19 protein-coding genes and 5 tRNA genes are annotated in these 19,881 nt (G+C 70.8%); 9 read left to right on the top strand and 15 right to left on the bottom strand.

From position 1 onward, the window contains the following. Positions 1-106: 106 nt before the first annotated feature. The gene (locus OG798_RS36590) at positions 107-1,975 is read right to left on the bottom strand and encodes a DAK2 domain-containing protein (RefSeq protein ID WP_328758335.1); all 1,869 of its coding nucleotides are present in this window, start codon (positions 1,973-1,975) and stop codon (positions 107-109) included. A 259-nt stretch (positions 1,976-2,234) separates the two neighbouring features. Between OG798_RS36590 and rpmB the strand changes: the two genes are divergently transcribed. The 3 genes from rpmB to OG798_RS36575 all read left to right on the top strand — a co-directional run bounded on the left by rpmB (position 2,235) and on the right by OG798_RS36575 (position 6,973). Continuing rightward, positions 2,235-2,420 carry a 50S ribosomal protein L28 gene (rpmB, locus tag OG798_RS36585; RefSeq protein ID WP_003993230.1) on the top strand — a complete coding sequence of 62 codons (186 nt, stop codon included), beginning with the start codon at positions 2,235-2,237 and terminating at the stop codon, positions 2,418-2,420. A gap of 136 nt (positions 2,421-2,556) precedes the next feature. Continuing rightward, entirely contained in the window at positions 2,557-5,634 is a 3,078-nt protein-coding gene (locus tag OG798_RS36580) for a BTAD domain-containing putative transcriptional regulator (protein WP_328758334.1), read from the top strand. A gap of 82 nt (positions 5,635-5,716) precedes the next feature. Then, positions 5,717-6,973, top strand: coding sequence for an FAD-dependent monooxygenase (locus OG798_RS36575; RefSeq protein ID WP_328758333.1), 1,257 nt, complete (start codon positions 5,717-5,719; stop codon positions 6,971-6,973). A 12-nt stretch (positions 6,974-6,985) separates the two neighbouring features. On the opposite strand, the gene OG798_RS36570 is transcribed toward OG798_RS36575, so the two are convergent. Next, positions 6,986-7,951, bottom strand: a complete 966-nt coding sequence (locus tag OG798_RS36570) for a thiamine-phosphate kinase (protein WP_095852412.1) — start codon at positions 7,949-7,951, stop codon at positions 6,986-6,988. 206 nt (positions 7,952-8,157) lie between these two features. Here OG798_RS36570 and OG798_RS36565 point away from each other — a divergent pair, with 206 nt between their 5' ends. Together OG798_RS36565 and OG798_RS36560 are read left to right on the top strand one after the other, a co-directional pair. Then, positions 8,158-8,391, top strand: coding sequence for an Lrp/AsnC family transcriptional regulator (locus OG798_RS36565; protein ID WP_028802415.1), 234 nt, complete (start codon positions 8,158-8,160; stop codon positions 8,389-8,391). Positions 8,392-8,411: 20 nt separating this feature from the next. After that, positions 8,412-8,906, top strand: coding sequence for a DUF3515 domain-containing protein (locus OG798_RS36560; RefSeq protein WP_095852413.1), 495 nt, complete (start codon positions 8,412-8,414; stop codon positions 8,904-8,906). A gap of 57 nt (positions 8,907-8,963) precedes the next feature. On the opposite strand, the gene OG798_RS36555 is transcribed toward OG798_RS36560, so the two are convergent. From OG798_RS36555 to OG798_RS36545, 3 genes are all read right to left on the bottom strand, one after another. Then, the gene (locus OG798_RS36555; protein ID WP_095852414.1) at positions 8,964-10,121 is read right to left on the bottom strand and encodes a D-alanine--D-alanine ligase family protein; all 1,158 of its coding nucleotides are present in this window, start codon (positions 10,119-10,121) and stop codon (positions 8,964-8,966) included. 137 nt (positions 10,122-10,258) lie between these two features. Then, positions 10,259-11,269, bottom strand: a complete 1,011-nt coding sequence (locus OG798_RS36550) for an NAD(P)H-dependent glycerol-3-phosphate dehydrogenase (protein ID WP_095852415.1) — start codon at positions 11,267-11,269, stop codon at positions 10,259-10,261. After that, entirely contained in the window at positions 11,266-12,072 is an 807-nt protein-coding gene (locus OG798_RS36545; protein WP_067371014.1) for a lysophospholipid acyltransferase family protein, read from the bottom strand. Before OG798_RS36545 ends, OG798_RS36550 begins: the two co-directional genes overlap by 4 nt. A 145-nt stretch (positions 12,073-12,217) precedes the next feature. Between OG798_RS36545 and cofC the strand changes: the two genes are divergently transcribed. Continuing rightward, a complete protein-coding gene (gene cofC, locus OG798_RS36540) occupies positions 12,218-12,865 on the top strand; it encodes a 2-phospho-L-lactate guanylyltransferase (RefSeq protein WP_095852416.1) in 648 nt (215 codons plus the stop codon). 92 nt (positions 12,866-12,957) lie between these two features. Further along, the gene (locus tag OG798_RS36535; RefSeq protein ID WP_054235398.1) at positions 12,958-13,161 is read left to right on the top strand and encodes a hypothetical protein; all 204 of its coding nucleotides are present in this window, start codon (positions 12,958-12,960) and stop codon (positions 13,159-13,161) included. A 91-nt stretch (positions 13,162-13,252) separates the two neighbouring features. Here OG798_RS36535 and OG798_RS36530 read toward each other — a convergent pair whose 3' ends face one another. From OG798_RS36530 to leuC, 4 genes are all read right to left on the bottom strand, one after another. After that, positions 13,253-13,912, bottom strand: coding sequence for an HU family DNA-binding protein (locus OG798_RS36530; RefSeq protein ID WP_095852417.1), 660 nt, complete (start codon positions 13,910-13,912; stop codon positions 13,253-13,255). Positions 13,913-14,050: 138 nt separating this feature from the next. Continuing rightward, the gene (locus tag OG798_RS36525) at positions 14,051-14,281 is read right to left on the bottom strand and encodes a hypothetical protein (RefSeq protein WP_054235400.1); all 231 of its coding nucleotides are present in this window, start codon (positions 14,279-14,281) and stop codon (positions 14,051-14,053) included. A 277-nt stretch (positions 14,282-14,558) separates the two neighbouring features. Then, positions 14,559-15,152 carry a 3-isopropylmalate dehydratase small subunit gene (gene leuD / locus OG798_RS36520; RefSeq protein ID WP_095852419.1) on the bottom strand — a complete coding sequence of 198 codons (594 nt, stop codon included), beginning with the start codon at positions 15,150-15,152 and terminating at the stop codon, positions 14,559-14,561. Positions 15,153-15,158: 6 nt separating this feature from the next. Further along, positions 15,159-16,592, bottom strand: coding sequence for a 3-isopropylmalate dehydratase large subunit (gene leuC, locus OG798_RS36515; RefSeq protein WP_095852420.1), 1,434 nt, complete (start codon positions 16,590-16,592; stop codon positions 15,159-15,161). Positions 16,593-16,781: 189 nt separating this feature from the next. Between leuC and ndgR the strand changes: the two genes are divergently transcribed. Then, complete coding sequence (gene ndgR / locus OG798_RS36510) at positions 16,782-17,498, top strand: IclR family transcriptional regulator NdgR (RefSeq protein WP_015036427.1); 717 nt, start codon at positions 16,782-16,784, stop codon at positions 17,496-17,498. 292 nt (positions 17,499-17,790) lie between these two features. Further along, a complete protein-coding gene (locus tag OG798_RS36505; protein ID WP_095852421.1) occupies positions 17,791-18,435 on the top strand; it encodes a MerR family transcriptional regulator in 645 nt (214 codons plus the stop codon). Between the two features lie 88 nt (positions 18,436-18,523). On the opposite strand, the gene OG798_RS36500 is transcribed toward OG798_RS36505, so the two are convergent. The 6 genes from OG798_RS36500 to OG798_RS36475 form a co-directional block, all read right to left on the bottom strand. Next, positions 18,524-18,596, bottom strand: a tRNA-Glu gene (locus OG798_RS36500). A 29-nt stretch (positions 18,597-18,625) separates the two neighbouring features. Further along, positions 18,626-18,697 (bottom strand) — tRNA-Gln (locus tag OG798_RS36495). Positions 18,698-18,730: 33 nt separating this feature from the next. Beyond that, positions 18,731-18,803, bottom strand: a tRNA-Glu gene (locus tag OG798_RS36490). A gap of 62 nt (positions 18,804-18,865) precedes the next feature. Then, positions 18,866-18,938 (bottom strand) — tRNA-Glu (locus OG798_RS36485). Positions 18,939-18,980: 42 nt separating this feature from the next. Further along, a tRNA-Gln gene (locus OG798_RS36480) sits at positions 18,981-19,052 on the bottom strand. 89 nt (positions 19,053-19,141) lie between these two features. After that, positions 19,142-19,873 (bottom strand): HAD family hydrolase, encoded by a 732-nt coding sequence (locus OG798_RS36475; RefSeq protein ID WP_183127152.1) that lies wholly within the window; start codon positions 19,871-19,873, stop codon positions 19,142-19,144. Positions 19,874-19,881 lie beyond the last annotated feature (8 nt).

The following is a 19,881-nucleotide window of genomic DNA, read 5'->3' as shown; positions in this document are numbered from 1 at the left end:
GGGACCAGTGACGGGCCGGGGCGGGGCGCGGGGAACCGCGCGCCCAGCCCCCACCCACCGGCGGCCGAAGAACACACCCGGCGCCCCGAGGCGGAGCCCCCGGCGGCTACTCCACCCCGATCAGCAGCAACGCGCCCTGTCGACCGCCCCGGTACGCCACCGTGTCCACCGCCAAGTACGACTCCCGGACCCGTGCTTCGAGGTGGGCGGCGATGGAGCCGGGAGCCTCGTCGCCCAGGACGAGGGTGACCATCTCCCCGCCGGCGGCGAGCATGCGGTCGAGGACGGTTTCGGCGGTGGCGGTGATGTCGGAGCCGATCACGGCGACATCGCCGTCGATGAGCCCGAGGACGTCGCCTGCCTGGCAGATGCCGGCCATGGTCCAGGACTGACGCTCGGCGACGGCGACCTCGGCGTAACGCGTGGCGCCCGCCGCGGAGGTCATGGCGACGACGTCCTCGTCGAAGCGGCGTTCGGGCTCGTGGACGGCGAGCGCGGCGATGCCCTGGACCGCGGAGCGGGTCGGGATCAGCGCGACCCGGACGCCCTCCGTACGGGCCTGCTCGGCGGCGGCCGCCGCGGTGTGGCGCAGGTCGGCGTCATTGGGCAGTAGCACCACCTCGCGCGCGTGGGCCCGGCGTACGGCCTCGACGAGTTCCCCGCTCGCGGGCGGTTCCCCGGGCCGCGCGAGCACGGTGGTCGCCCCGGCCTCGGCGTACAGCCCGGCCAGCCCTTCGCCGGGCACGACCGCCACCACGGCCCGCTGCGCCCGCTCCCGGGGCGGCCGCCCGGCCGCGCCCGCCGTGTGGGCGTCGCCGAGCCCGAAGTGCGTGATCCGGATCCGGTACGGCCGCCCGGCCTCGACCCCCGCCTCCACGGCGGCACCGGCGTCGTCCGCGTGCACATGGACGTTCCACAGCCCGTCCCCGCCGACCACGACGAGCGAGTTGCCGAGGCGGTCGAGCCGGGCCCGCAGCCGCGCCACGTCCGCGTCCTCCGCCTCCAGCAGGTAGGTCACCTCGAAGGCCGGACTGTCCTCCCCCGGCGGGCCGTCCACGCACACGCCGTTCACATCCACACGGTCCACGCCATCCACACGGTCCACGCCACTCACGCCGTTCATGCCCTTCACGCCGTCCATGCCATTCACGCGCGTGTGGACCTCGACCGCCACCCGTCCGGCGCCCGGGGACTCCCCCGTGAACGTCTCCGCCAGTGCCGCCAGCACCGCCAGCAGCCCCCGCCCACCCGCGTCGACCACGCCGGCACGCTCCAGCACGGCCAGCTGGCCGGGGGTCGCCATGAGGGCCGCCCGTGCTCCCTCGTACGCCGCGCACGCGACCGTGCCGCAGTCGCCCTCCGTGCCGGTGGCCGCCTCGGCGGCGGCCGTGGCGACCGTGAGGACCGTGCCCTCCACGGGGTGCGCGACGGCTTCGCGTGCGGAGTCGGCGGCCTGCCGGAGGGCCAGCCGGAGGGCCTGTCCGTCGGTGTGAGCGGTCTCACCCTCGGTCGCACCGCCGGTCCCACCACCGGCCGCACCGTCGACCTCACCAGCAGCCGCGCCATCGACCTCACCGTCGGCGGCGAGCACCTGTGCCATGCCGCGCAGCAACTGCGCGAGGATCGTCCCGGAGTTCCCGCGGGCCCCGATCAGCGCCCCGTGCGCCATCGCCCGCACGGCGTCGGCGAGCGTGGGCAGACCGGCCCCCGTGACTCCCGTGGAAACGGCCCCGGAGACAGCGGACCCCGTGGGACCGGCGACGCCCGTCACCGTCTCGTAGCCCGCGAAAACCGCCTCCACCGCCGCTGCCGCCGACTCCACCGTCAGATACAGATTCGTCCCGGTGTCCCCGTCCGCGACCGGGTAGACATTGATGGCATCGATCTCCTCGCGCGCCCGCCCCAGCGCCTCCAGCGCGAGGCCGCACCAGGTGCGCACCGCGAGAGCATCCAATGTCTGCGGCACCTGCGGCACCTGCGCCTCCTTGAGCCTCTGGACGTGGCACGCAGCGTAGACCCAGAATGGGTTACTGGCGGTAGGGGGCCCCAAGGAGGGCCGGGGTGAGCCCCGGGGCAGCCATGGTAGTTTCGTTCTCCGGACGCAGTCGTTGTATGCTGCTCCAGTTGCCCGATTCGATCGGGTCTTCCCCCTGGCACCGCCACTCAGATCCTAGATCTCGATTCCGGCATGCCGGGATCAACCGTAAGAGCATCTGAAGTCTTTGGAGTGACCCGTGGCTGCCAACTGCGACGTCTGCGGCAAGGGGCCGGGCTTCGGCAACAACATCTCGCACTCGCACCGCCGTACGTCCCGTCGCTGGAACCCCAACATCCAGCGCGTCCGTACCGTGGTGGGCGGGACGCCGAAGCGCGTGAACGCTTGCACCTCGTGCATCAAGGCCGGCAAGGTCTCGCGCTGACGCAACTCCCCCAAGCTCTCGACTCCGCTCGAGCAGGGGGGACCCGCATGCGCGCGGCCACTGCTGGTTCGCTAAAAACCGGTCCACCTCACGGTGGGCCGGTTTTTTGTTGTCCGGACCTGCCAGAATCTGCCGAATGCGCTTCGGCATCCTGGGCCCCCTCGAGATCCGCACCACGGACGGCAGCCCCTTGGACCCCGGTGGCCCCCGCCCCCGCGCGCTGCTCACCCTGCTCCTCCTGGACGCGGGCCGGACCGTCTCCACGGAGCGGCTGACCGACGGTCTGTACGGCGCCGATCCGCCGGCCGGGGCCGCCAACGCCCTCCAGTCCCAGGTCTCCCGGCTGCGCAGGCGACTCGGCCCCGACACCCGGATCGAGGCCGACCCCACCGGTTACCGCATCGTCGTCTCCCCCGACGCCGTCGACTCCCACCGTTTCGAACGGCTCTCCCGCGACGGAACCGCGGCCCTCACCCAGGGCGACCACTCCCGAGCAGCGGCCTTGCTCCGGGAGGCGCTCACCCTGTGGCGCGGCCCGGCCCTGGCCGACCTCCCCGGCGCGCACGCCCAGGTGACCCGCCTCGAAGAGCTGAGGCTCGGTGCCTCACAGGACCTGATCGACGCGGACCTCGCGCTCGGCGGCGCCCCCGCACTCGTCCCGGAGCTGCGGGAACTACTCGCCGCGCATCCATTGAGCGAGCGGCTGTACGGACAGCTGATGCGGGCCCTGCACGCGAGCGGCCGGGCCGCCGAGGCACTGACGGTGTACGAGGAGGCGCGACGCACGCTCGCCGAGGAACTGGGCGCCGACCCCTCGCCCGATCTTTCCGCCCTCCACCTGGAACTGCTCCGGGACGCGGGCCCCGCCCACCGTCGGCTGCCCGCCCAGCTGACCCGCTTCGTCGGGCGCGACGACGAACTCGCACGCATCGGCGCTCTGCTCACCCAGGAGCGCCTGGTCACCCTCACCGGGCCGGGCGGAGCGGGCAAGACCCGCCTGGCGATCGAGCTCGCCCATGCGAACGCGGACGCGCGCGTCGACGCAAACGCTCGCGCAACCGATTGCGTAAACGCTTACGCACCCGTTTGCCTTGTCGAGCTCGCCCCTCTCACCGACCCCTCCCAGCTCCCCTACGCCCTGCTCACCGCCCTCGGTCTGCGTGAAGGTTTCCGCACCCCCTCGGGGGACACCACCGACCGCCTCCTCGCCGCCCTGGAGAACCGCGAGCTGCTGCTCGTCCTGGACAACTGCGAGCATCTGGTCGAGGACGTGGCATGGATCACGGGGCTGCTCCTCGGCGCCTGCCCGGGTGTGCGGATCCTCGCCACGAGCCGTGAGTCGCTGGGGATCACCGGTGAGGTGCTGTGCCCGGTGCCACCGCTGTCGGCGGAGCCGGCCGCGCGCCTGTTCCTGGACCGGGCGGGCGCCGTGCGCCCCGGCTTCGCGGGGCACGCGCGCGTGTCGGACATCTGCGCCGCCCTGGACGGGCTGCCGCTGGCGATCGAGCTGGCGGCGGCGCGGCTGCGGACGCTGACCCCGGACGAACTGGCCGACCGCCTCACCGAGCACGTCGGGGACGACCGCTTCCGGCTGCTGTCCCGGGGTGACCGCACCAAGGCACCCCGGCACCGCACCCTCCGTGCCGTCGTGGAGTGGAGCTGGGAGCTGCTGGACGAGGAGGAGCGGGAGCTGGCGCGACGGCTGACCGTGTTCTCCGGGGGCGCGACGGTCGAGGCGGTCGAGGCGGTGTGCGGGACGCCCTTTCCGGAAGGCCTGCTGGCCTCCCTGACGGAGAAGTCGTTCCTGGAGGTCACCGAGGGGCGCTACCGGATGCTGCAGACCATCCGCGCGTTCGGCGCCGAGCACCTCGTCCGCGCGGGCGAGCAGCAGCGGTTGCGGGACGCCCACGCCGCGTACTACCTGCGGCTGGCCGAACGGGCGGAGCCGCTCCTGCGCGGCGATGGCCAGTTGCCCTGGCTGGACCGGCTGACCGCCGAGCACGGCAACCTGGACGCGGCCTTGCGTCATCTCGTGCGCGCCGACCGGGAGAAGGCCCTGCGGCTGATGGCCGAGCTCTCCTGGTTCTGGCGGTTGCGCGGTCTCTACGGAGAGCAGGCGGCCACGGCCCGGGAACTGCTCGCGGCCGTGGGCGCCGAGCCGCCCGCGGGTCTCGCGGAGGAGTACGTCCTGTGCGTGATCAACGCGCTCTCGGGTGAGAGCGGCAATCCGGCCGACCAGCGGCGCCTGGCCCGTGTCGAGGAAATACTGGCCGGGATGAGCCGACCCCTGCGGCTGCCCTTCACCGTGGTGCTGTGGTCGGTGGCGGGCGGGCCGCGCCCCGCCGCGAACGACCGGGTGCGCGTGCAGGTCGGGAGCGACGCGTGGGGGCGGGCTCTTCTTGATGTCGGCCTCGGCTTCCAGGAGCAGTTCGCCGGGCGTCCGACGGCGTCCGAGGAGTCGTTCGCACGGTCTCTGGCGGGCTTTCGCGCGACCGGGGACCGCTGGGGCATGGCGAACTGCCTCGAACCGCTGGGCATGTTCGCCGACTGGCGCGGGGAACACCGGCGCGCTCTCGCACTGCTCGACGAAGGGCTCTCGTACGTCAGGGAGTTGGCCGCTCCCGAGGAGACCTCGGACCTCCTGCGCACCCGTGCGACCGTGCTGCTGCACCAGGGGGAACTGGTCGAGGCGAGGGAGCACTTCGGCCAGGCCCTGACGCTGGCCCGCACCGTGGGCCTCACCGACAAGGTGGCGGGTGCCCTGCGGGGCCTGGGCGACGCGGCTCGGCTCGCGGGAGACACCGGCCACGCGCGCGTGCGCTACGAAAGCGCCCTGGAGGCCTGCGCCGCCAACTGGTTCAGCATCGGGGAGACCGTGCGCATCCTCATCGGTCTTGGCCGCTCCGCGGCCACGGAGGGGCGCCTCGACGAGGCGCGTGACTGGGCCCGCCAGGCGGCCGGCCTCGCCGTCGAGAGTCCCGGAGTACTGGAACTCGCCGAGTCCGCGGAGGCGTTGGCCGCCCTCGCCGACTCCCCCGAGCGCGCCGCCGTCCTGCTGGGCGCCGCGGTCGGCCTGCGCGGGGCGGCACTGCGGGGCGACCCCGAAGCCGTACGCAATGAGCGGGGCATCCGCGAAAAGCTGTCCCCCGAAGCGTACGAAAAGGCCTTTGAGCAGGGGCGAGTGCTCGGGGCGGCGGCGCTCACCACCGACTAGGACGGCGGTGCCGACCGGCGGTCAGGCGCACGGTCAGCGAACGGTAGGAACACGGTCAGCGCCTCCCGCGAAGCTCCTGCCCATGACGACGAACCCGACACAGAACACGCCACGGAACACGGCGGAGAACCCGGCGCAGAACCCGGCGGGAAAACTCGCCCACCTCCACGTCCTCGTCTCCGGCGCCAGCGTCGCGGGTCCCGCCCTCGCCCTGAACCTGATTCGGTACGGCGCCCGCGTCACCGTCGTCGAGAAGGCACCCGACCTGCGGCCCGGCGGATTCGCGGTCGACTTCCGGGGGCACGTCCACCGGACCGTCCTGACCGCCATGGGCATCTGGGACGAGATCCACGCCCATCAGACACACATGGGCCGGCAGAGCGTCGTCGACGCCGACGGCACCCCGCGCGTGGACCTGCCGGCCGAGATGATGAGCGGCGACGTGGAGATCTTCCGCGGTGAGCTGGCGCGGATCATGTACGAACGCACCAAGGACAGGGTGGAGTACGTCTTCGGGGACTCGATCGCCACCCTCACCGAGACCCCGGAAGGCGTCGACGTGACCTTCGAGCGCGGCGTCCCGCGCCGCTTCGACCTCGTCGTGGGCGCCGACGGACTGCATTCCCTCACCCGTCGGCTCGTCTTCGGTGAGGAGTCCCGCCACCTGCGCTTCCTCGACCACTACGTGGCGGCCTTCGGCGTCCCCAACGACCTGGGGCTCGACCGCACCGGGCGGCTGTACAGCGAGCCGGGGCGGGCGGTGGCCGTCGGCAACTACGACGGCGACCCGGACCGGGCGGGCGCGCTGCTCGTCTTCCGGTCCGAGAAGCTGGAGTTCGACCGCCGTGACGTGGCCGCGCAGAAGCGGATCCTGGCGGAACGGTTCGCGGGGATGGGCTGGGAGACCCCGGGGGTCCTCAAGGCCCTGGAGCGGGCCGACGACCTGTACTTCGACGCGATCGCCCAGATCCATGTCGAACGGCTCACCCAGGGGCGCGTGGTGCTGCTCGGGGACGCCGGGTACGGGGCCACGATGGGCGGCATGGGCACCGGAGTGGCGATCGTGGGCGCGTACGTCCTGGCCGGCGAGCTGGCCCTCGCGGGCGGCGACCACCGCACCGCCTTCGCCGAGTACGAGACCCGCGTCCGGGACTTCGCCAAGGGCTGCCAGAAGATCTCGGGCAACGCGGGGCCGTTCTTCGCGCCGCCGACCGAGCGGCGGATCCGCAGCCGGGACCGCGCGTACCGGCTGCTCAGCTCCCGCCTCCTGGCGGGCTTCTTCAAGAAGCTCACCGAGAAGGCGGCCACCGGCATCAAACTCCGCGAATACCCCGCCTGACGGGATGGGCGGCTACGTCTCGATGTCCCCGAAGTGGTCCCAACCGCCCTTGCTGGTCCAGGGCGCGCCGTCCACCGTGACCTGGGGCAGCGCCGAGGGGTTGAGGACCTCGCCGATCACCTTCCAGCGCGCGGGCAGCTTCACGTCCGGCGGGAAGGCCGCCACGATCGCGTGGTCCTCCCCGCCGGTCAGCACCCACTGGATGGGGTCGACGCCGACGGCCTGGCCGATGTCGTTCATCTGGGAGGGGATGTCGATCGCGCCCGAACGGATGTCGATGCGCACCTTGCTCGCCTCGGCGATGTGACCCAGGTCGGCGATCAGCCCGTCGCTCACGTCGCACATCGCCGTCGCGCCGAGCCCGGCGGCGGCGGGGCCCGCGTGGTACGGCGGTTCGGGGCGGCGGTGGGCCTCGACGAAGGCGCGCGGTGAGCGGAAGCCGCGGGAGAGCACCGCGTGCCCGGCCGCGGACCAGCCCAGCCAGCCCGTCACGGCGATCACGTCGCCGGGCTGGGCGCCGCCCCGGGTGACCGGCTCGTGGTTGCGCAGATCGCCGAGCGCGGTGATCGAGATCATGATGGTGTCGCCGCGCACGACATCGCCGCCGACCACGGACGCGCCCGCGACCTGGCACTCGTCGCGCAGCCCGTCCATCATCTCGGAGGGCCAGGTGGCGGGGAGTTCGGCCGGGACGACGAGACCGAGCAGCAGCGCGGTCGGTACGGCGCCCATCGCGGCGATGTCCGCGAGGTTCTGCGCGGCCGCCTTGCGCCCGACGTCGTACGCCGTGGACCAGTCACGGCGGAAGTGCCGCCCCTCCAGGAGGATGTCGGTGCTCGCCACTACTCTGCGGTCGGGCGCGGCCACCACCGCGGCGTCGTCGCCGGGACCGACCCGGACCGCCGGGGTGGTGGTGAGACGCGAAGTGAGCTCCTTGATGAGCCCGAACTCCCCCAACTCGCCCACGGTGCCCTTCATGATCGTACTGCTCCCTCTGCCGCTACCGGTGCCCGGTCGCGAGCCGTCTCTGTACTCGGTACGGTCGAGTTGACCGTCAACTTGTGCAGTCCGTGCACCCCGGCGCGCAAGCCCCAGCCACCGCGGGTCTCCCCGTGGCGAGCGGCGACGCGATACCGTGGCGTTCCTTTTCCCCACATGATCCTCGTGGCCGCCCTGGAGGTTCCGTGGTACAGGCGTACATCCTGATCCAGACGGAGGTCGGCAAAGCGTCGACCGTCGCCGAGACGATCAGCAAGATCCCGGGGGTGATCCAGGCCGAGGACGTGACAGGACCGTACGACGTGATCGTGCGCGCCCAGGCCGACACGGTCGACGAACTCGGCCGCATGGTGGTCGCGAAAGTCCAGCAAGTGGACGGCATCACCCGTACCCTGACCTGCCCGGTGGTGCACCTCTAGCCCCCGTCTACCCTTGGCCGGTGAACTTCTCCCGTCACCGGCACACCGCTCTCTTCGGGCTGTCCGTTCTCGCCCTGTTGATCGCCGCCACAGGCTGCTCCTCAGCAGACGACGGCGGATCGGCCGCGGTTCCCAGCCCGGGGGCGAAGGTCACCGGGCTGTGTCAGAACCTGGACAAGGTGCTGCCGAAGAAGATCGACGGCCTCGACCGGAACGATCCCGAGCCCCGGTCCGCGCTGACCGCGGGCTGGGGAAGCCCGGCGATCATACTGCGCTGCGGTGTCGAACGACCCGCGAAGATGAGCGACCAGAACGCGCTCAGCGGCGAGGTGAACGGCGTCGGCTGGCTCATGGAGAAGCAGGACGACGGGTCGTACCGCTTCACCACGAGCCTGCGGCGCGCGTACGTCGAGGTCAGCGTGCCCAAGAAGTGGGTCCAGCGGGACGGGTCCAACGCGCTCGTCGACCTGGCCGCGCCCATCAAGAAGGCGATCCCCGAAGGGATCGCCGACTGACGTACACACGTGCGCGCGGGGGCGTGTGCCCTGGAGCGGAGCCCCGGTGCCCCGGGTCTACCGAAGCCCCGTCGGGCGGCGCAGCGCCGCCCCGATCAGGCGGTCCACCAACTCCGGGTAGGCCACGCCACTCGCCTCCCACATCTGCGGGTACATGGAGATGGGCGTGAAGCCCGGCATGGTGTTGATCTCGTTGATCACGAACTCGCCGTCCTCGGTGAGGAAGAAGTCCGCGCGCACCAGGCCCTCGCAGGAGGCGGCCTCGAACGCGTCGACCGCGAGCCGCTGGACCTCGGCGGTCTGCTCGGGGGTCAGCGGGGCGGGCACGAGACCGGGCGCCGAGTCGATGTACTTCGCCTCGAAGTCGTAGTACGCGTGCGACTGCACGGGCGGGATCTCGGCGGGCACGCTGGCGCGCGGACCGTCCTCGAACTCCAGCACCCCGCACTCGATCTCGCGGCCGCGCAGCAGCGCCTCCACGATGATCTTCGGATCGTGGCGCTGGGCCTCCTCGATCGCCTCGTCGAGGCCTTCGAGGGAGTCGACCTTGGTGATGCCGATCGAAGAGCCCGCGCGCGCGGGCTTGATGAACAGCGGCCAGCCGTGCTCACCCGCGAAGTCGATGATCTTCTTGCGGGCGGCGGACTCGTCACGCTCCCACTCACGGCGCCGGATCACCACGTACGGGCCGACGGACAGCCCGAAGGAGGTGAACACCCGCTTCATGTACTCCTTGTCCTGGCCGACGGCCGAGGCGAGCACACCCGCACCGACGTACGGGACTCCGGAGAGCTCCAGGAGGCCCTGGAGGGTGCCGTCCTCGCCGTAGGGGCCGTGCAGCACGGGGAAGACGACGTCGACCTCGCCCAGGGCCTTGGGGACCGATCCGGGCTCGCTGTAGACGACTTCGCGGTTGGCCGGGTCGACGGGGAGGATCACGCCGCCCTCGCTCGACTCGGCGAGCTGCTCCACGTCCGGCTGGCGCCGGTCGACGATGGCCATCCGGTCCGGTTCGTCGGCGGTGAGCGCCCAACGGCCGTCCCGGGTGATACCGATCGGCAGGACGTCGTACTTCGTCCGGTCGATGGCGCGCAGGACGGCGCCGGCCGTGACCACGGAGATCCCGTGTTCGGAGCTGCGGCCGCCGAAGACGACGGCCACGCGCGGCTTGCGAGGCGGCTGCTCAGGGCTCTGGGGGAGGTTCTCGGTGCTCATATCGCGTTGAGAGTACCCGTTGGTACGGCGCTGAGTCAGCGCCCCACCGCGGCCGTTGTCCAACGTCGCACGGGTGGTCGCTCAGCGTCGTACGAGCCGTTGCGGAGCGTAGATTCCCGGCGCCGCGGCGTCGCTCCTCAGCGGCGCTCGGCCTTGGCGCTGCGCCCCATCAGCTCCTTGACCGCGACGACCGGCGACTTGCCCTCGTGGACGATGCCGACGACCGTCTCGGTGATGGGCATGTCGACGCCGTGCCTGCGGGCCAGATCCAGCACCGACTCACAGGACTTGACGCCCTCGGCGGTCTGCTTGGTGACCGCGATGGTCTCCTGGAGAGTCATGCCCCTGCCGAGGTTGGTGCCGAAGGTGTGGTTGCGCGACAGCGGCGAGGAGCAGGTGGCCACCAGGTCGCCGAGGCCCGCGAGTCCGGAGAAGGTCAGCGGGTCGGCGCCCATGACGACGCCGAGTCGGGTGGTCTCGGCGAGTCCGCGCGTGATGAGCGAGCCCTTGGCGTTGTCGCCCAGGCCCATGCCGTCCGCGATGCCGACGGCGAGACCGATCACGTTCTTCACCGCGCCGCCCAGCTCGCAGCCCACCACGTCGGTGTTGGTGTACGGGCGGAAGTAAGGGTTGTGGCTGGCGGCCTGGAGGCGCTGGGCGACCGCTTCGGAGGTGCAGGCAACCACGGCGGCGGCCGGCATCCGGGCGGCGATCTCACGGGCCAGGTTCGGTCCGGTGACCACGGCGATACGGTCGGCGCCGACCTTGGCGACGTCCTCGATCACCTCGCTCATCCGCATCGCGGAGCCGAGTTCGACGCCCTTCATGAGGGAGACCAGGACCGTGTCGGGCTCCAGCAGCGGCGTCCACTCGGCGAGGTTCCCGCGCAGGGTCTGCGAAGGCACGGCGAGCACGGTGAAGTCGGCGTCACGCGCGGCCTCGGCGGCGTCGGTCGTCGCCCGCAGGTTCTCGGGGAGTTCGACGCCCGGCAGGTAGTCCGGGTTCGTACGTGTGGAGTTGACCGCCTCGACGAGCTCGGCGCGCCGCGCCCACAGGGTGACCTCGCACCCCGCGTCGGCGAGCACCATGCCGAAGGCCGTACCCCACGATCCGGTCCCGAAGACGGCCGCCTTGACCGGCTTGCTCACGTGCTCTGCCCCTCTTCCTGCTGTGCCTGTGCCTGCTGCTGGGCCTGTGCCCGCTCCTGAGCCTTCTCCTGGGCCCTGGTACGCCTGCGCTGTTCGATCCGTACCTGGCGCGGGTCGTAGGGCGTCTCAGGGGCCTTCTCGCCGCGGAGCTCCTCCAGCTGCGCGGTGATGGCGGCCATGATGACCTCGGTGGCCTCCTTCAGGAGGTCCGGGCTCATTTCCTTGTCGTAGAAACGCGACAGGTCCACCGGAGGGCCCGCGAGAACGTGGTGGGTCTTGCGCGGAAGAAGGTTGGGCTTCTTGGCGTACGGCGGCAGCAGTTCGTTGGCACCCCACTGGGCGACCGGAATCACCGGACACTTGGTCTGCAGGGCGACCCGGGCGGCACCGGTCTTGCCGGTCATCGGCCAGCCGTCGGGGTCGCGGGTGAGGGTGCCCTCGGGGTAGAACGCGACGCACTCGCCGCGCTCCACGGCGTCGATCGCGGCCCGGAACGCGCTCAGCGCGTCGGTGCTCTCGCGGTACACGGGGATCTGTCCGGTGCCGCGCATCGCGGCCCCCACGAATCCCTTCCTGAAAAGCCCGGCCTTGGCCAGGAAACGCGGAACACGCCCGGTGTTGTACTGATAGTGGGCATACGCGAACGGGTCCACATGCGAATTGTGGTTCACCGCGGTGATAAATCCGCCCTCAGCCGGAATGTTCTCCATTCCGCGCCAGTCCCGCTTGATCAGAACCACTAGTGGTGGTTTGCAGAGGACCGCTGCGAAGCGGTACCAGAAGCCGATTCTGCGGCGGGGCACGCGGACACCTTCCTCTTAGGGCCTGGGGGGCCGCACAAGTGTCGCCCCAGGCCGCCTGTCTGTCGAGAACACCGTACGCCCCGACGTCCGGACCGCCAGGGGTGCCGGGTCACAATGGGCGCGACAAGGGAGGAACGGAGCGCTCGTGCAGTGGACCTTGGTCATCCCCCTCAAAGCCTTGGCGCGGGCCAAGAGCAGGCTCTCGGACACCGCCGCCGACGCGGTGCGCCCCGGACTCGCCCTCGCCTTCGCGCAGGACACCGTGGCGGCCGCGCTGGCCTGCGCGGCGGTCGGCGATGTGGCGGTCGTCACGGACGACGCGCTGGCCGGGCGGGAGCTGGCCGCGCTGGGGGCGTGGATCGTGCCGGACGAGCCGGGCGGCGGTCTGAACGCCGCGCTGGCACACGGGACGGCGGCCGTACGCTCCCGAAGTCCCGAATGCGCCGTGGCCGCCCTGAACGCCGATCTGCCCGCGTTGCGTCCCCTGGAATTGGCCCGGGTACTCGACGCCGCCGCCGAATTCCCGCGTGCTTTTCTCTCCGATGCGGCCGCAATCGGCACCACTCTGCTGGCCGCATCTCCCGGCCGGGAATTGCGTCCCGCCTTCGGCACCGATTCCCGAGCCCGTCATCGCGCCTCGGGAGCCACGGAACTCCTCCTCACCGCGGTGGATTCCGTACGCCAGGACGTGGACACCGGCGACGATCTGCGCACGGCCCTCGCCCTGGGAGTGGGCCCGCGCACGGCCACACTGGCGGCGAAACTCCTGATCCCGGGCCAACCGGGCCCCTGAACGCGCCCCCTCGCCGCGTGAACCGGCGTTCGCCGAAGCCCGGTCCGCCGGACCCACCGGCGGCGCACACCGGCGCTGGATAGGCTTTCGGCATGCAGGCGACCGCGTACACGTACGACCCCGACACCCGTAGCGGACAGGTGCTGCTCGACGACGGCACGCCGGTGCCCTTCGACGGCGCGGCGTTCGACGCCGGCGGCCTCAGGCTGCTGCGCCCGGGACAGCGCGTGCGCATCGAGACCGAGGGCGACGGCGAGGCCCGCCGGATCACCCTGGTGACGCTCCAGACCTTCTGACCAGGCCCTCGCACCAGGTCCCGGACACGCCGCGGGCCGGGCTCCCCGTGGGAGTCCGGCCCGGCGCGTGGGTTGCCCTGCGCCCCTGCTTCTAGCGGGCGGTGGCCTTCTTGGCGGTGGTCTTGCGAGCCGCCGACTTCTTGGCGGGGGCCTTCTTGGCGGTCGCCTTCTTCGCCGGGGCCTTCTTGGCCGTCGCCTTCTTGGCGGTGGTCTTCTTCGCCGCGGTCTTCTTGGCGGTCGCCGTGGTCTTCTTGGCGGTCGTCTTCTTGGCGGTCGCCGTGGTCTTCTTCGCCGCGGTGGTGGTCTTCTTCGCGGCCGTCTTCTTCACGGCGGCGGTGGTCTTCTTCGCGGCCGTCGCCCTCTTGGCGGTGGTGGCCTTCTTGGCCGCGGCCTTCTTCACGGTCGCCGCGGCGCCGCCGGTCAGGCTGCCCTTGGGCGCCTTCTTGACCGCGACCTCGCCACCACGCGGGAGCTTCTTCGAGCCGCTCACCAGGTCCTTGAAGCCCTGACCGGCGCGGAAGCGCGGCACAGAGGTCTTCTTGACCCGAACACGCTCACCGGTCTGCGGGTTGCGGGCGTAACGAGCCGGACGGTCGACCTTCTCGAAGGAACCGAAGCCGGTGACCGAGACCCGGTCCCCGCCGACAACTGCACGGACGATCGCGTCCAGTACGGCGTCGACCGCGTCGGCGGCCTGCTGACGCCCGCCGACCTTGTCGGCAATCGCTTCTACGAGCTGCGCCTTGTTCACGTCTTCCCCTTCGGAGACATTGCCCGAACGAATGCGTTCAAGCTTTTTCGCACGTTAGGCAGATATATACCGCAAATCAAACACGAAACGGGCTAATCACCCTTGTGCCGCAACGAACTCGGGCTGTCGCGGAGTTCCTCAGCGATCCCCTTCGAGGAATCGACCCTCGTCGAGGTCGGTGGTGAACCGCTCCAGCCGCCTTGTCGCGTCGGCGAGATCGTGCTTGGCCACGGCCGTAATGACCAGCAGCTTCCGGGTCAGCGCCATCCGTACGCCCTCCGGGACTTGCAGTGCGCGCACTCTTGTGTGCGCTTCCTTCAGTTGGGCCGCGACTGCCGCATAGAGCTCGAGTTGGCCGTCGTGTTCCATGCACAGATTGTGCCATCTGGGGCGAGTTGTCGCCTGCCCAGGGGGTAACTGCCGCCCTTGGAGAGGGTCCTGAGCGTCGCGGAGCACCACGCCCCCAAGAGGCGCCTACCCAGGCAATCTCCCTTGTAACTAGGGGAGTTGAAGCCTCCCGGAGGGGCGCTTCGGGGGCGTCCGGGGGCAGACACAGCTGTACCCCCAACCGTCCACGATTGGGGGTACAGAGGGGTGTTGCGGTGGCTGAAATCAGCCCTGCCTCAGCCGCGAAGCGACCCGGGCGTCAGACCTGGAGCGTCTTCGGCTTGTACGACGGCCGCTTGGCCTCGTACTCCGCGATGTCGCCCTCGTTCTGGAGGGTGATGGAGATGTCGTCCAGCCCGTTCAGCAGCCGCCAGCGGGCGTTCTCGTCGAGCTCGAAGGCGGCGGTGATGCCCTCGGCGCGCACTTCGCGGGCCTCCAGGTCGACCGTGATCTCGGCCTCGGGGTCCTTCTCCGTCAGCTCCTGCAGCGCGTCCACGATCTTCTGCTCCAGAACCACCGTGAGCAGGCCGTTCTTGAGCGAGTTACCCCGGAAGATGTCCGCGAACCGGGACGAGATGACGGCCTTGAAACCGTAGTTCTGCAGCGCCCAGACGGCGTGCTCGCGCGAGGAGCCGGTGCCGAAGTCGGGGCCCGCGACCAGGACCGTGGCACCCTTGCGCTCGGGCTGGTTGAGGATGAAGGACGAGTCCTTGCGCCAGGCCTCGAACAGCCCGTCCTCGAAACCGTCCCTGGTCACCTTCTTGAGCCAGTGGGCAGGGATGATCTGGTCGGTGTCGACGTTGCTGCGGCGCAGCGGAACGGCCCGGCCGGTGTGCGTGATGAATGCTTCCATGACTTCTCAGACTCCAGCGGGCGTGCGGGCGGCAGACGAGTCGGCGAGATCGGCCGGGGAGGCCAGGTGGCCGAGTACGGCGGTGGCGGCGGCGACCTGCGGCGACACCAGGTGCGTACGGCCGCCCTTGCCCTGCCTGCCCTCGAAGTTGCGGTTCGAGGTGGACGCGGAGCGCTCACCGGGGGCCAGCTGGTCGGGGTTCATGCCCAGACACATCGAGCAGCCCGCGTGCCGCCATTCGGCGCCGGCCTCCTTGAAGACCACGTCCAGGCCCTCGGAGACGGCCTGCAGACCGACCCGCGCGGAACCGGGGACCACCAGCATCCGTACGCCGTCGGCGACTTTGCGGCCCCCGACGATCGCGGCGGCTGCGCGCAGGTCCTCGATGCGGCCGTTGGTGCAGGAACCTACGAAGACGGTGTCGACCTTGATGTCACGCAGCGGCTGTCCGGCGGTCAACCCCATGTACTCCAGGGCCTTTTCGGCGGCCATGCGCTCCGAAGCGTCTTCGTACGAAGCCGGGTCGGGGACGGACGCCGAAAGCGGCGCTCCCTGGCCGGGGTTGGTGCCCCAGGTGACGAACGGCGCCAGCGACGGGCCGTCGATGACCACCTCGGCGTCGAAGACCGCGTCCTCGTCCGTCTTCAGGGTCTTCCAGTACGCGACCGCCGCGTCCCACTCCTCGCCCTCGGGGGCGTGCGCACGGCCCTTGAGGTACGCGAAGGTGGTCTCGTCGGGGGCGATCATGCCCGCGCGGGCGCCGGCCTCGATCGACATGTTGCAGATGGTCATCCGGGCTTCCATCGAGAGCTTCTCGATGGCGGAGCCGCGGTATTCCAGGATGTAGCCCTGGCCGCCGCCCGTGCCGATCTTGGCGATGATCGCCAGGATCAGGTCCTTGGCGGTGACGCCGTCGGGCAGCTCGCCGTCGACCGTGATGGCCATGGTCTTGGGGCGGGCCAGCGGCAGCGTCTGGGTGGCCAGCACGTGCTCGACCTGCGAGGTGCCGATGCCGAACGCCAGCGCGCCGAAGGCGCCGTGCGTGGAGGTGTGGGAGTCGCCACAGACCACGGTGGTGCCGGGCTGGGTCAGACCCAGCTGCGGTCCCACCACGTGAACGACGCCCTGCTCGACGTCACCCAGCGAGTGCAGTCGTACACCGAACTCGGCGCAGTTCTTGCGCAGGGTCTCCAGCTGGGCCCGGGAGACCGGGTCCGCGATGGGCTTGTCGATGTCGAGGGTCGGGGTGTTGTGATCCTCGGTGGCGATGGTGAGGTCGAGACGGCGCACGGGACGCCCCGCCTGGCGGAGGCCGTCGAAGGCCTGCGGGCTGGTCACCTCGTGCAGCAGGTGCAGATCGATGAAGAGGAGGTCGGGCTCGCCCTCGGCGCGCCGGACGACATGGTCGTCCCAGACCTTCTCCGCGAGTGTCCTACCCATCGCTTTCCCTCCGGCCGGCCTGTGTGGCGCCGGCCCAACTAGAGATTTCCGGGGCGGCGGCGTCCGTACCCCTCGTCCGGACGCCCTCCACCGGGCCCGTTGGTCCGCGGGCCGCTGTGTCTACAAGGGTGGCGCGTTCCACCGAAAATTGAACTTGCGTTTCACAGAGTGAGACGCGAGTATCGTTGCATGGACAACAGTAGCGGCGTCGGCGTTCTGGACAAGGCAGCCCTTGTCCTGAGCGCTCTGGAGTCCGGTCCGGCCACCCTCGCGGGACTGGTCGCGGCGACCGGACTGGCACGACCCACGGCACATCGCCTCGCCGTGGCACTTGAACACCACCGCATGGTGGCGCGTGACATGCAGGGCCGGTTCATTCTCGGCCCCCGCCTCGCCGAGCTGGCCGCGGCCGCGGGCGAGGACCGACTCCTCGCGACGGCCGGCCCGGTGCTCACGCACCTGCGCGACGTCACGGGCGAGAGCGCCCAGCTCTACCGCCGCCAGGGCGACATGCGCATCTGCGTCGCCGCGGCCGAGCGCCTGTCCGGCCTTCGGGACACGGTCCCGGTCGGCTCGACGCTCACGATGAAGGCCGGTTCCTCGGCGCAGATCCTGATGGCCTGGGAGGAGCCGGAGCGTCTGCACCGCGGTCTCCAGGGAGCCCGCTTCACCGCCACGGCGCTCTCGGGCGTACGGCGCCGGGGCTGGGCCCAGTCGATCGGCGAGCGCGAGCCGGGCGTCGCGTCGGTCTCCGCGCCGGTGCGCGGACCTTCGAACCGCGTGGTCGCCGCCGTCTCGGTCTCCGGTCCGATCGAGCGCCTGACCCGACACCCTGGCCGTATGCACGCCCAGGCGGTCATCGACGCCGCCGCCCGCCTCTCCGAGGCCCTCCGCCGCACGGGCTGAGCGACACCTCCAGTACGACACCGGTCCAGCACGACACCGGGGGACGAGCCGGCCTCAACGCCGCGGCAGGCTCATCCCCCGAACACCTCCCCTCCCCTCCCCTCCTCTCCCCGCCAGAGGCGCGAGGAACTGCGCGACCATCCGCACACAACCCGCAGAGCGCACCGGTCCGCCGCCCGCCGCCCCCTCCTTGGACCCCCATACCGTCCGTCACGTCCGCTCCGTTGGCGAGCGGTGCTATCCGATGGCGCCATGCTTGGATAGTTGCGCCACCCAACGAAGGGCGCAAGAGATGCGACTGTCGGAGTTGAGCGAGCGGAGCGGGGTGTCCACCGCAACGATCAAGTACTACCTGCGGGAAGGGCTGTTGACTCCCGGGCGCCAGGTCAACACGACGACGGCGGACTACGACGAGAGCCATCTGCGCCGACTGCGGCTCGTCCGGGCGCTGATCCAGGTGGGCCGGGTGCCGGTGGCCACGGCCCGGGAGATTCTCGGGCACGTCGACGACGAGTCCCTGGGCCGGACGATCCGGCTGGGCGCGGCTCTGTGGGCGCTGCCGCAGGAGCCCGAACCGGACGATCAGGACCCGGCCGTCCGGTCCGCGCGCCGCGAGGTGGACCAACTGCTGGCGAACCTGGGCTGGGAGACCGCACGGGAGCTCGCGCCCCTCTCCCCCGTGCACCGTTCGCTGGTGGCGGCGGTGGCCACGCTGATCCGGCTCGGCTATTCCTGGGACGCCGAACTCCTCGCGCCGTACGCGGAGTTGATGCACCAGGTGGCGATGCGGGACCTGGACTACCTGGAGACGCACACGTCCGACGCGGAGCGGGTGGAGACCGCGGTCGCCTCGGCCGTGCTCTTCGAGCCGGTACTGCGGGCGCTGCACCGGCTGGCGCAGGAGCAGGAGTCGGCGCGGCGGTACGGCATCGAGTGAGCGGTCGTACGGGCCGGGCGCGTCGGCCGCGGGGCCGACCGGGAAACGCCTACGGGCCCCCACCGAAGTGGAGGCCCGTAGGACTCTGTACCCCCGACCGGATTCGAACCGGCGCTACCGCCTTGAGAGGGCGGCGTGCTAGGCCGCTACACAACGGGGGCCTTGGATCTTGCGTTTCCGCAGATCCGAGCTGGGCTACCAGGACTCGAACCTAGAATGACGGTACCAGAAACCGGAGTGTTGCCAATTACACCATAGCCCATGGTGGTTTAGACCATTAAATGGTTTAGACCAGTACCCCCGACCGGATTCGAACCGGCGCTACTGCCGTGAGAGGGCAGCGTGCTAGGCCGCTACACAACGGGGGCCCTAGCGATCCTGCATGAGAGGCAGCGGGTGCGACCCGGACTGCCTCCCTGGGAAGGATCTGTACCCCCGACCGGATTCGAACCGGCGCTACTGCCGTGAGAGGGCAGCGTGCTAGGCCGCTACACAACGGGGGCGTTGCGGAATTGATCTCCGCATGTGCAGATGAGCTCTGCGAGCTGGCCTACCAGGACTCGAACCTAGACTAACGGAACCAGAAACCGTCGTGCTGCCAATTACACCATAGGCCACTGAAACTCAATCCCTCGCGGGATCTTGTTTTAGCTAGCGCCTCCGAGTTCCGGCCTTTCGGCCCGCTCTCGGCGGCGCAGGAAGAACATTACCTGAAGGTGGACGACGCTCCAAAACGGGTATCGGCGCCGAGGATCGCGGGGAGTTCGGCCAGCGAGGCGATCCGGTGCGGACCCGTCGGCGGACCGCCTACGGCGGTGTGAGTGCCGTCCCGGTCGATCCAGACGGAGAGCAGGCCGGCCTCGGCGGCGCCCCGTCCGTCGATCTCCGGGTGGTCACCGACGTAGGCGACCCGATGCGGCGGCAGTTCCAGGGCTTCGCAGGCCGCGTGGAAGGCGGCCGCGGCGGGCTTGGAGACGCCGAGTTCGGCGGCGCACAGGATCGCCTCGAAGCGGTCGTGCACACCGAGGACCCGCAGCTTGCGGTCCTGCACGAGGAGGCTGGAGTTGGACAGGACCGCGTGCCGGTGGCTGGCGACGAGGCTGTCCAGGACGGGCAGGACGTCCGGGAAAAGGCTCCAGGCGGATTCGTAGTGTGTGATGTAACGGTCGAACCAGGCGTCGGCCTCGGTGTCGCTCAGCGGCTCCCCCAGGAACACCCGGACGCGTTCCCTGCGCTGGCCCTGCCAGTCCGTCTCACCCGCCGAGAACCGCGCCCACTGCACGTCGGTGACCTCGCGCCAGCGCGCGAGGTCCTGCTCGACGGACGCGCCGCCGAGCAGGCCCTCGGCCGCCAGATGGTTCCGCATGCCCGCCCGGTCCGCGGCCGTGTAGTCGAAGATCGTGTCGTCGATGTCCCAGACCACCGCGTCGATGCTCATGCACCGAC

Source organism: Streptomyces sp. NBC_00271, assembly GCF_036178845.1.
Taxonomy (GTDB): domain Bacteria; phylum Actinomycetota; class Actinomycetes; order Streptomycetales; family Streptomycetaceae; genus Streptomyces.
The sequence above is the reverse complement of the archived record's forward strand: the minus strand, read 5'-3'. Positions and strand labels throughout refer to the sequence as shown.

Coding starts and splice junctions, on each gene's coding strand:
- OG798_RS36580 (WP_328758334.1), top strand. CDS start 2,557: ATGCGCTTCGGCATCCTGGGCCCCCTCGAGATCCGCACCACGGACGGC.
- ndgR (WP_015036427.1), top strand. CDS start 16,782: ATGGACAACAGTAGCGGCGTCGGCGTTCTGGACAAGGCAGCCCTTGTC.
- leuD (WP_095852419.1), bottom strand. CDS start 15,152: ATGGAAGCATTCATCACGCACACCGGCCGGGCCGTTCCGCTGCGCCGC.
- OG798_RS36525 (WP_054235400.1), bottom strand. CDS start 14,281: ATGGAACACGACGGCCAACTCGAGCTCTATGCGGCAGTCGCGGCCCAA.
- OG798_RS36555 (WP_095852414.1), bottom strand. CDS start 10,121: ATGAGCACCGAGAACCTCCCCCAGAGCCCTGAGCAGCCGCCTCGCAAG.
- OG798_RS36505 (WP_095852421.1), top strand. CDS start 17,791: ATGCGACTGTCGGAGTTGAGCGAGCGGAGCGGGGTGTCCACCGCAACG.
- leuC (WP_095852420.1), bottom strand. CDS start 16,592: ATGGGTAGGACACTCGCGGAGAAGGTCTGGGACGACCATGTCGTCCGG.
- OG798_RS36535 (WP_054235398.1), top strand. CDS start 12,958: ATGCAGGCGACCGCGTACACGTACGACCCCGACACCCGTAGCGGACAG.
- OG798_RS36575 (WP_328758333.1), top strand. CDS start 5,717: ATGACGACGAACCCGACACAGAACACGCCACGGAACACGGCGGAGAAC.
- OG798_RS36475 (WP_183127152.1), bottom strand. CDS start 19,873: ATGAGCATCGACGCGGTGGTCTGGGACATCGACGACACGATCTTCGAC.
- OG798_RS36570 (WP_095852412.1), bottom strand. CDS start 7,951: ATGAAGGGCACCGTGGGCGAGTTGGGGGAGTTCGGGCTCATCAAGGAG.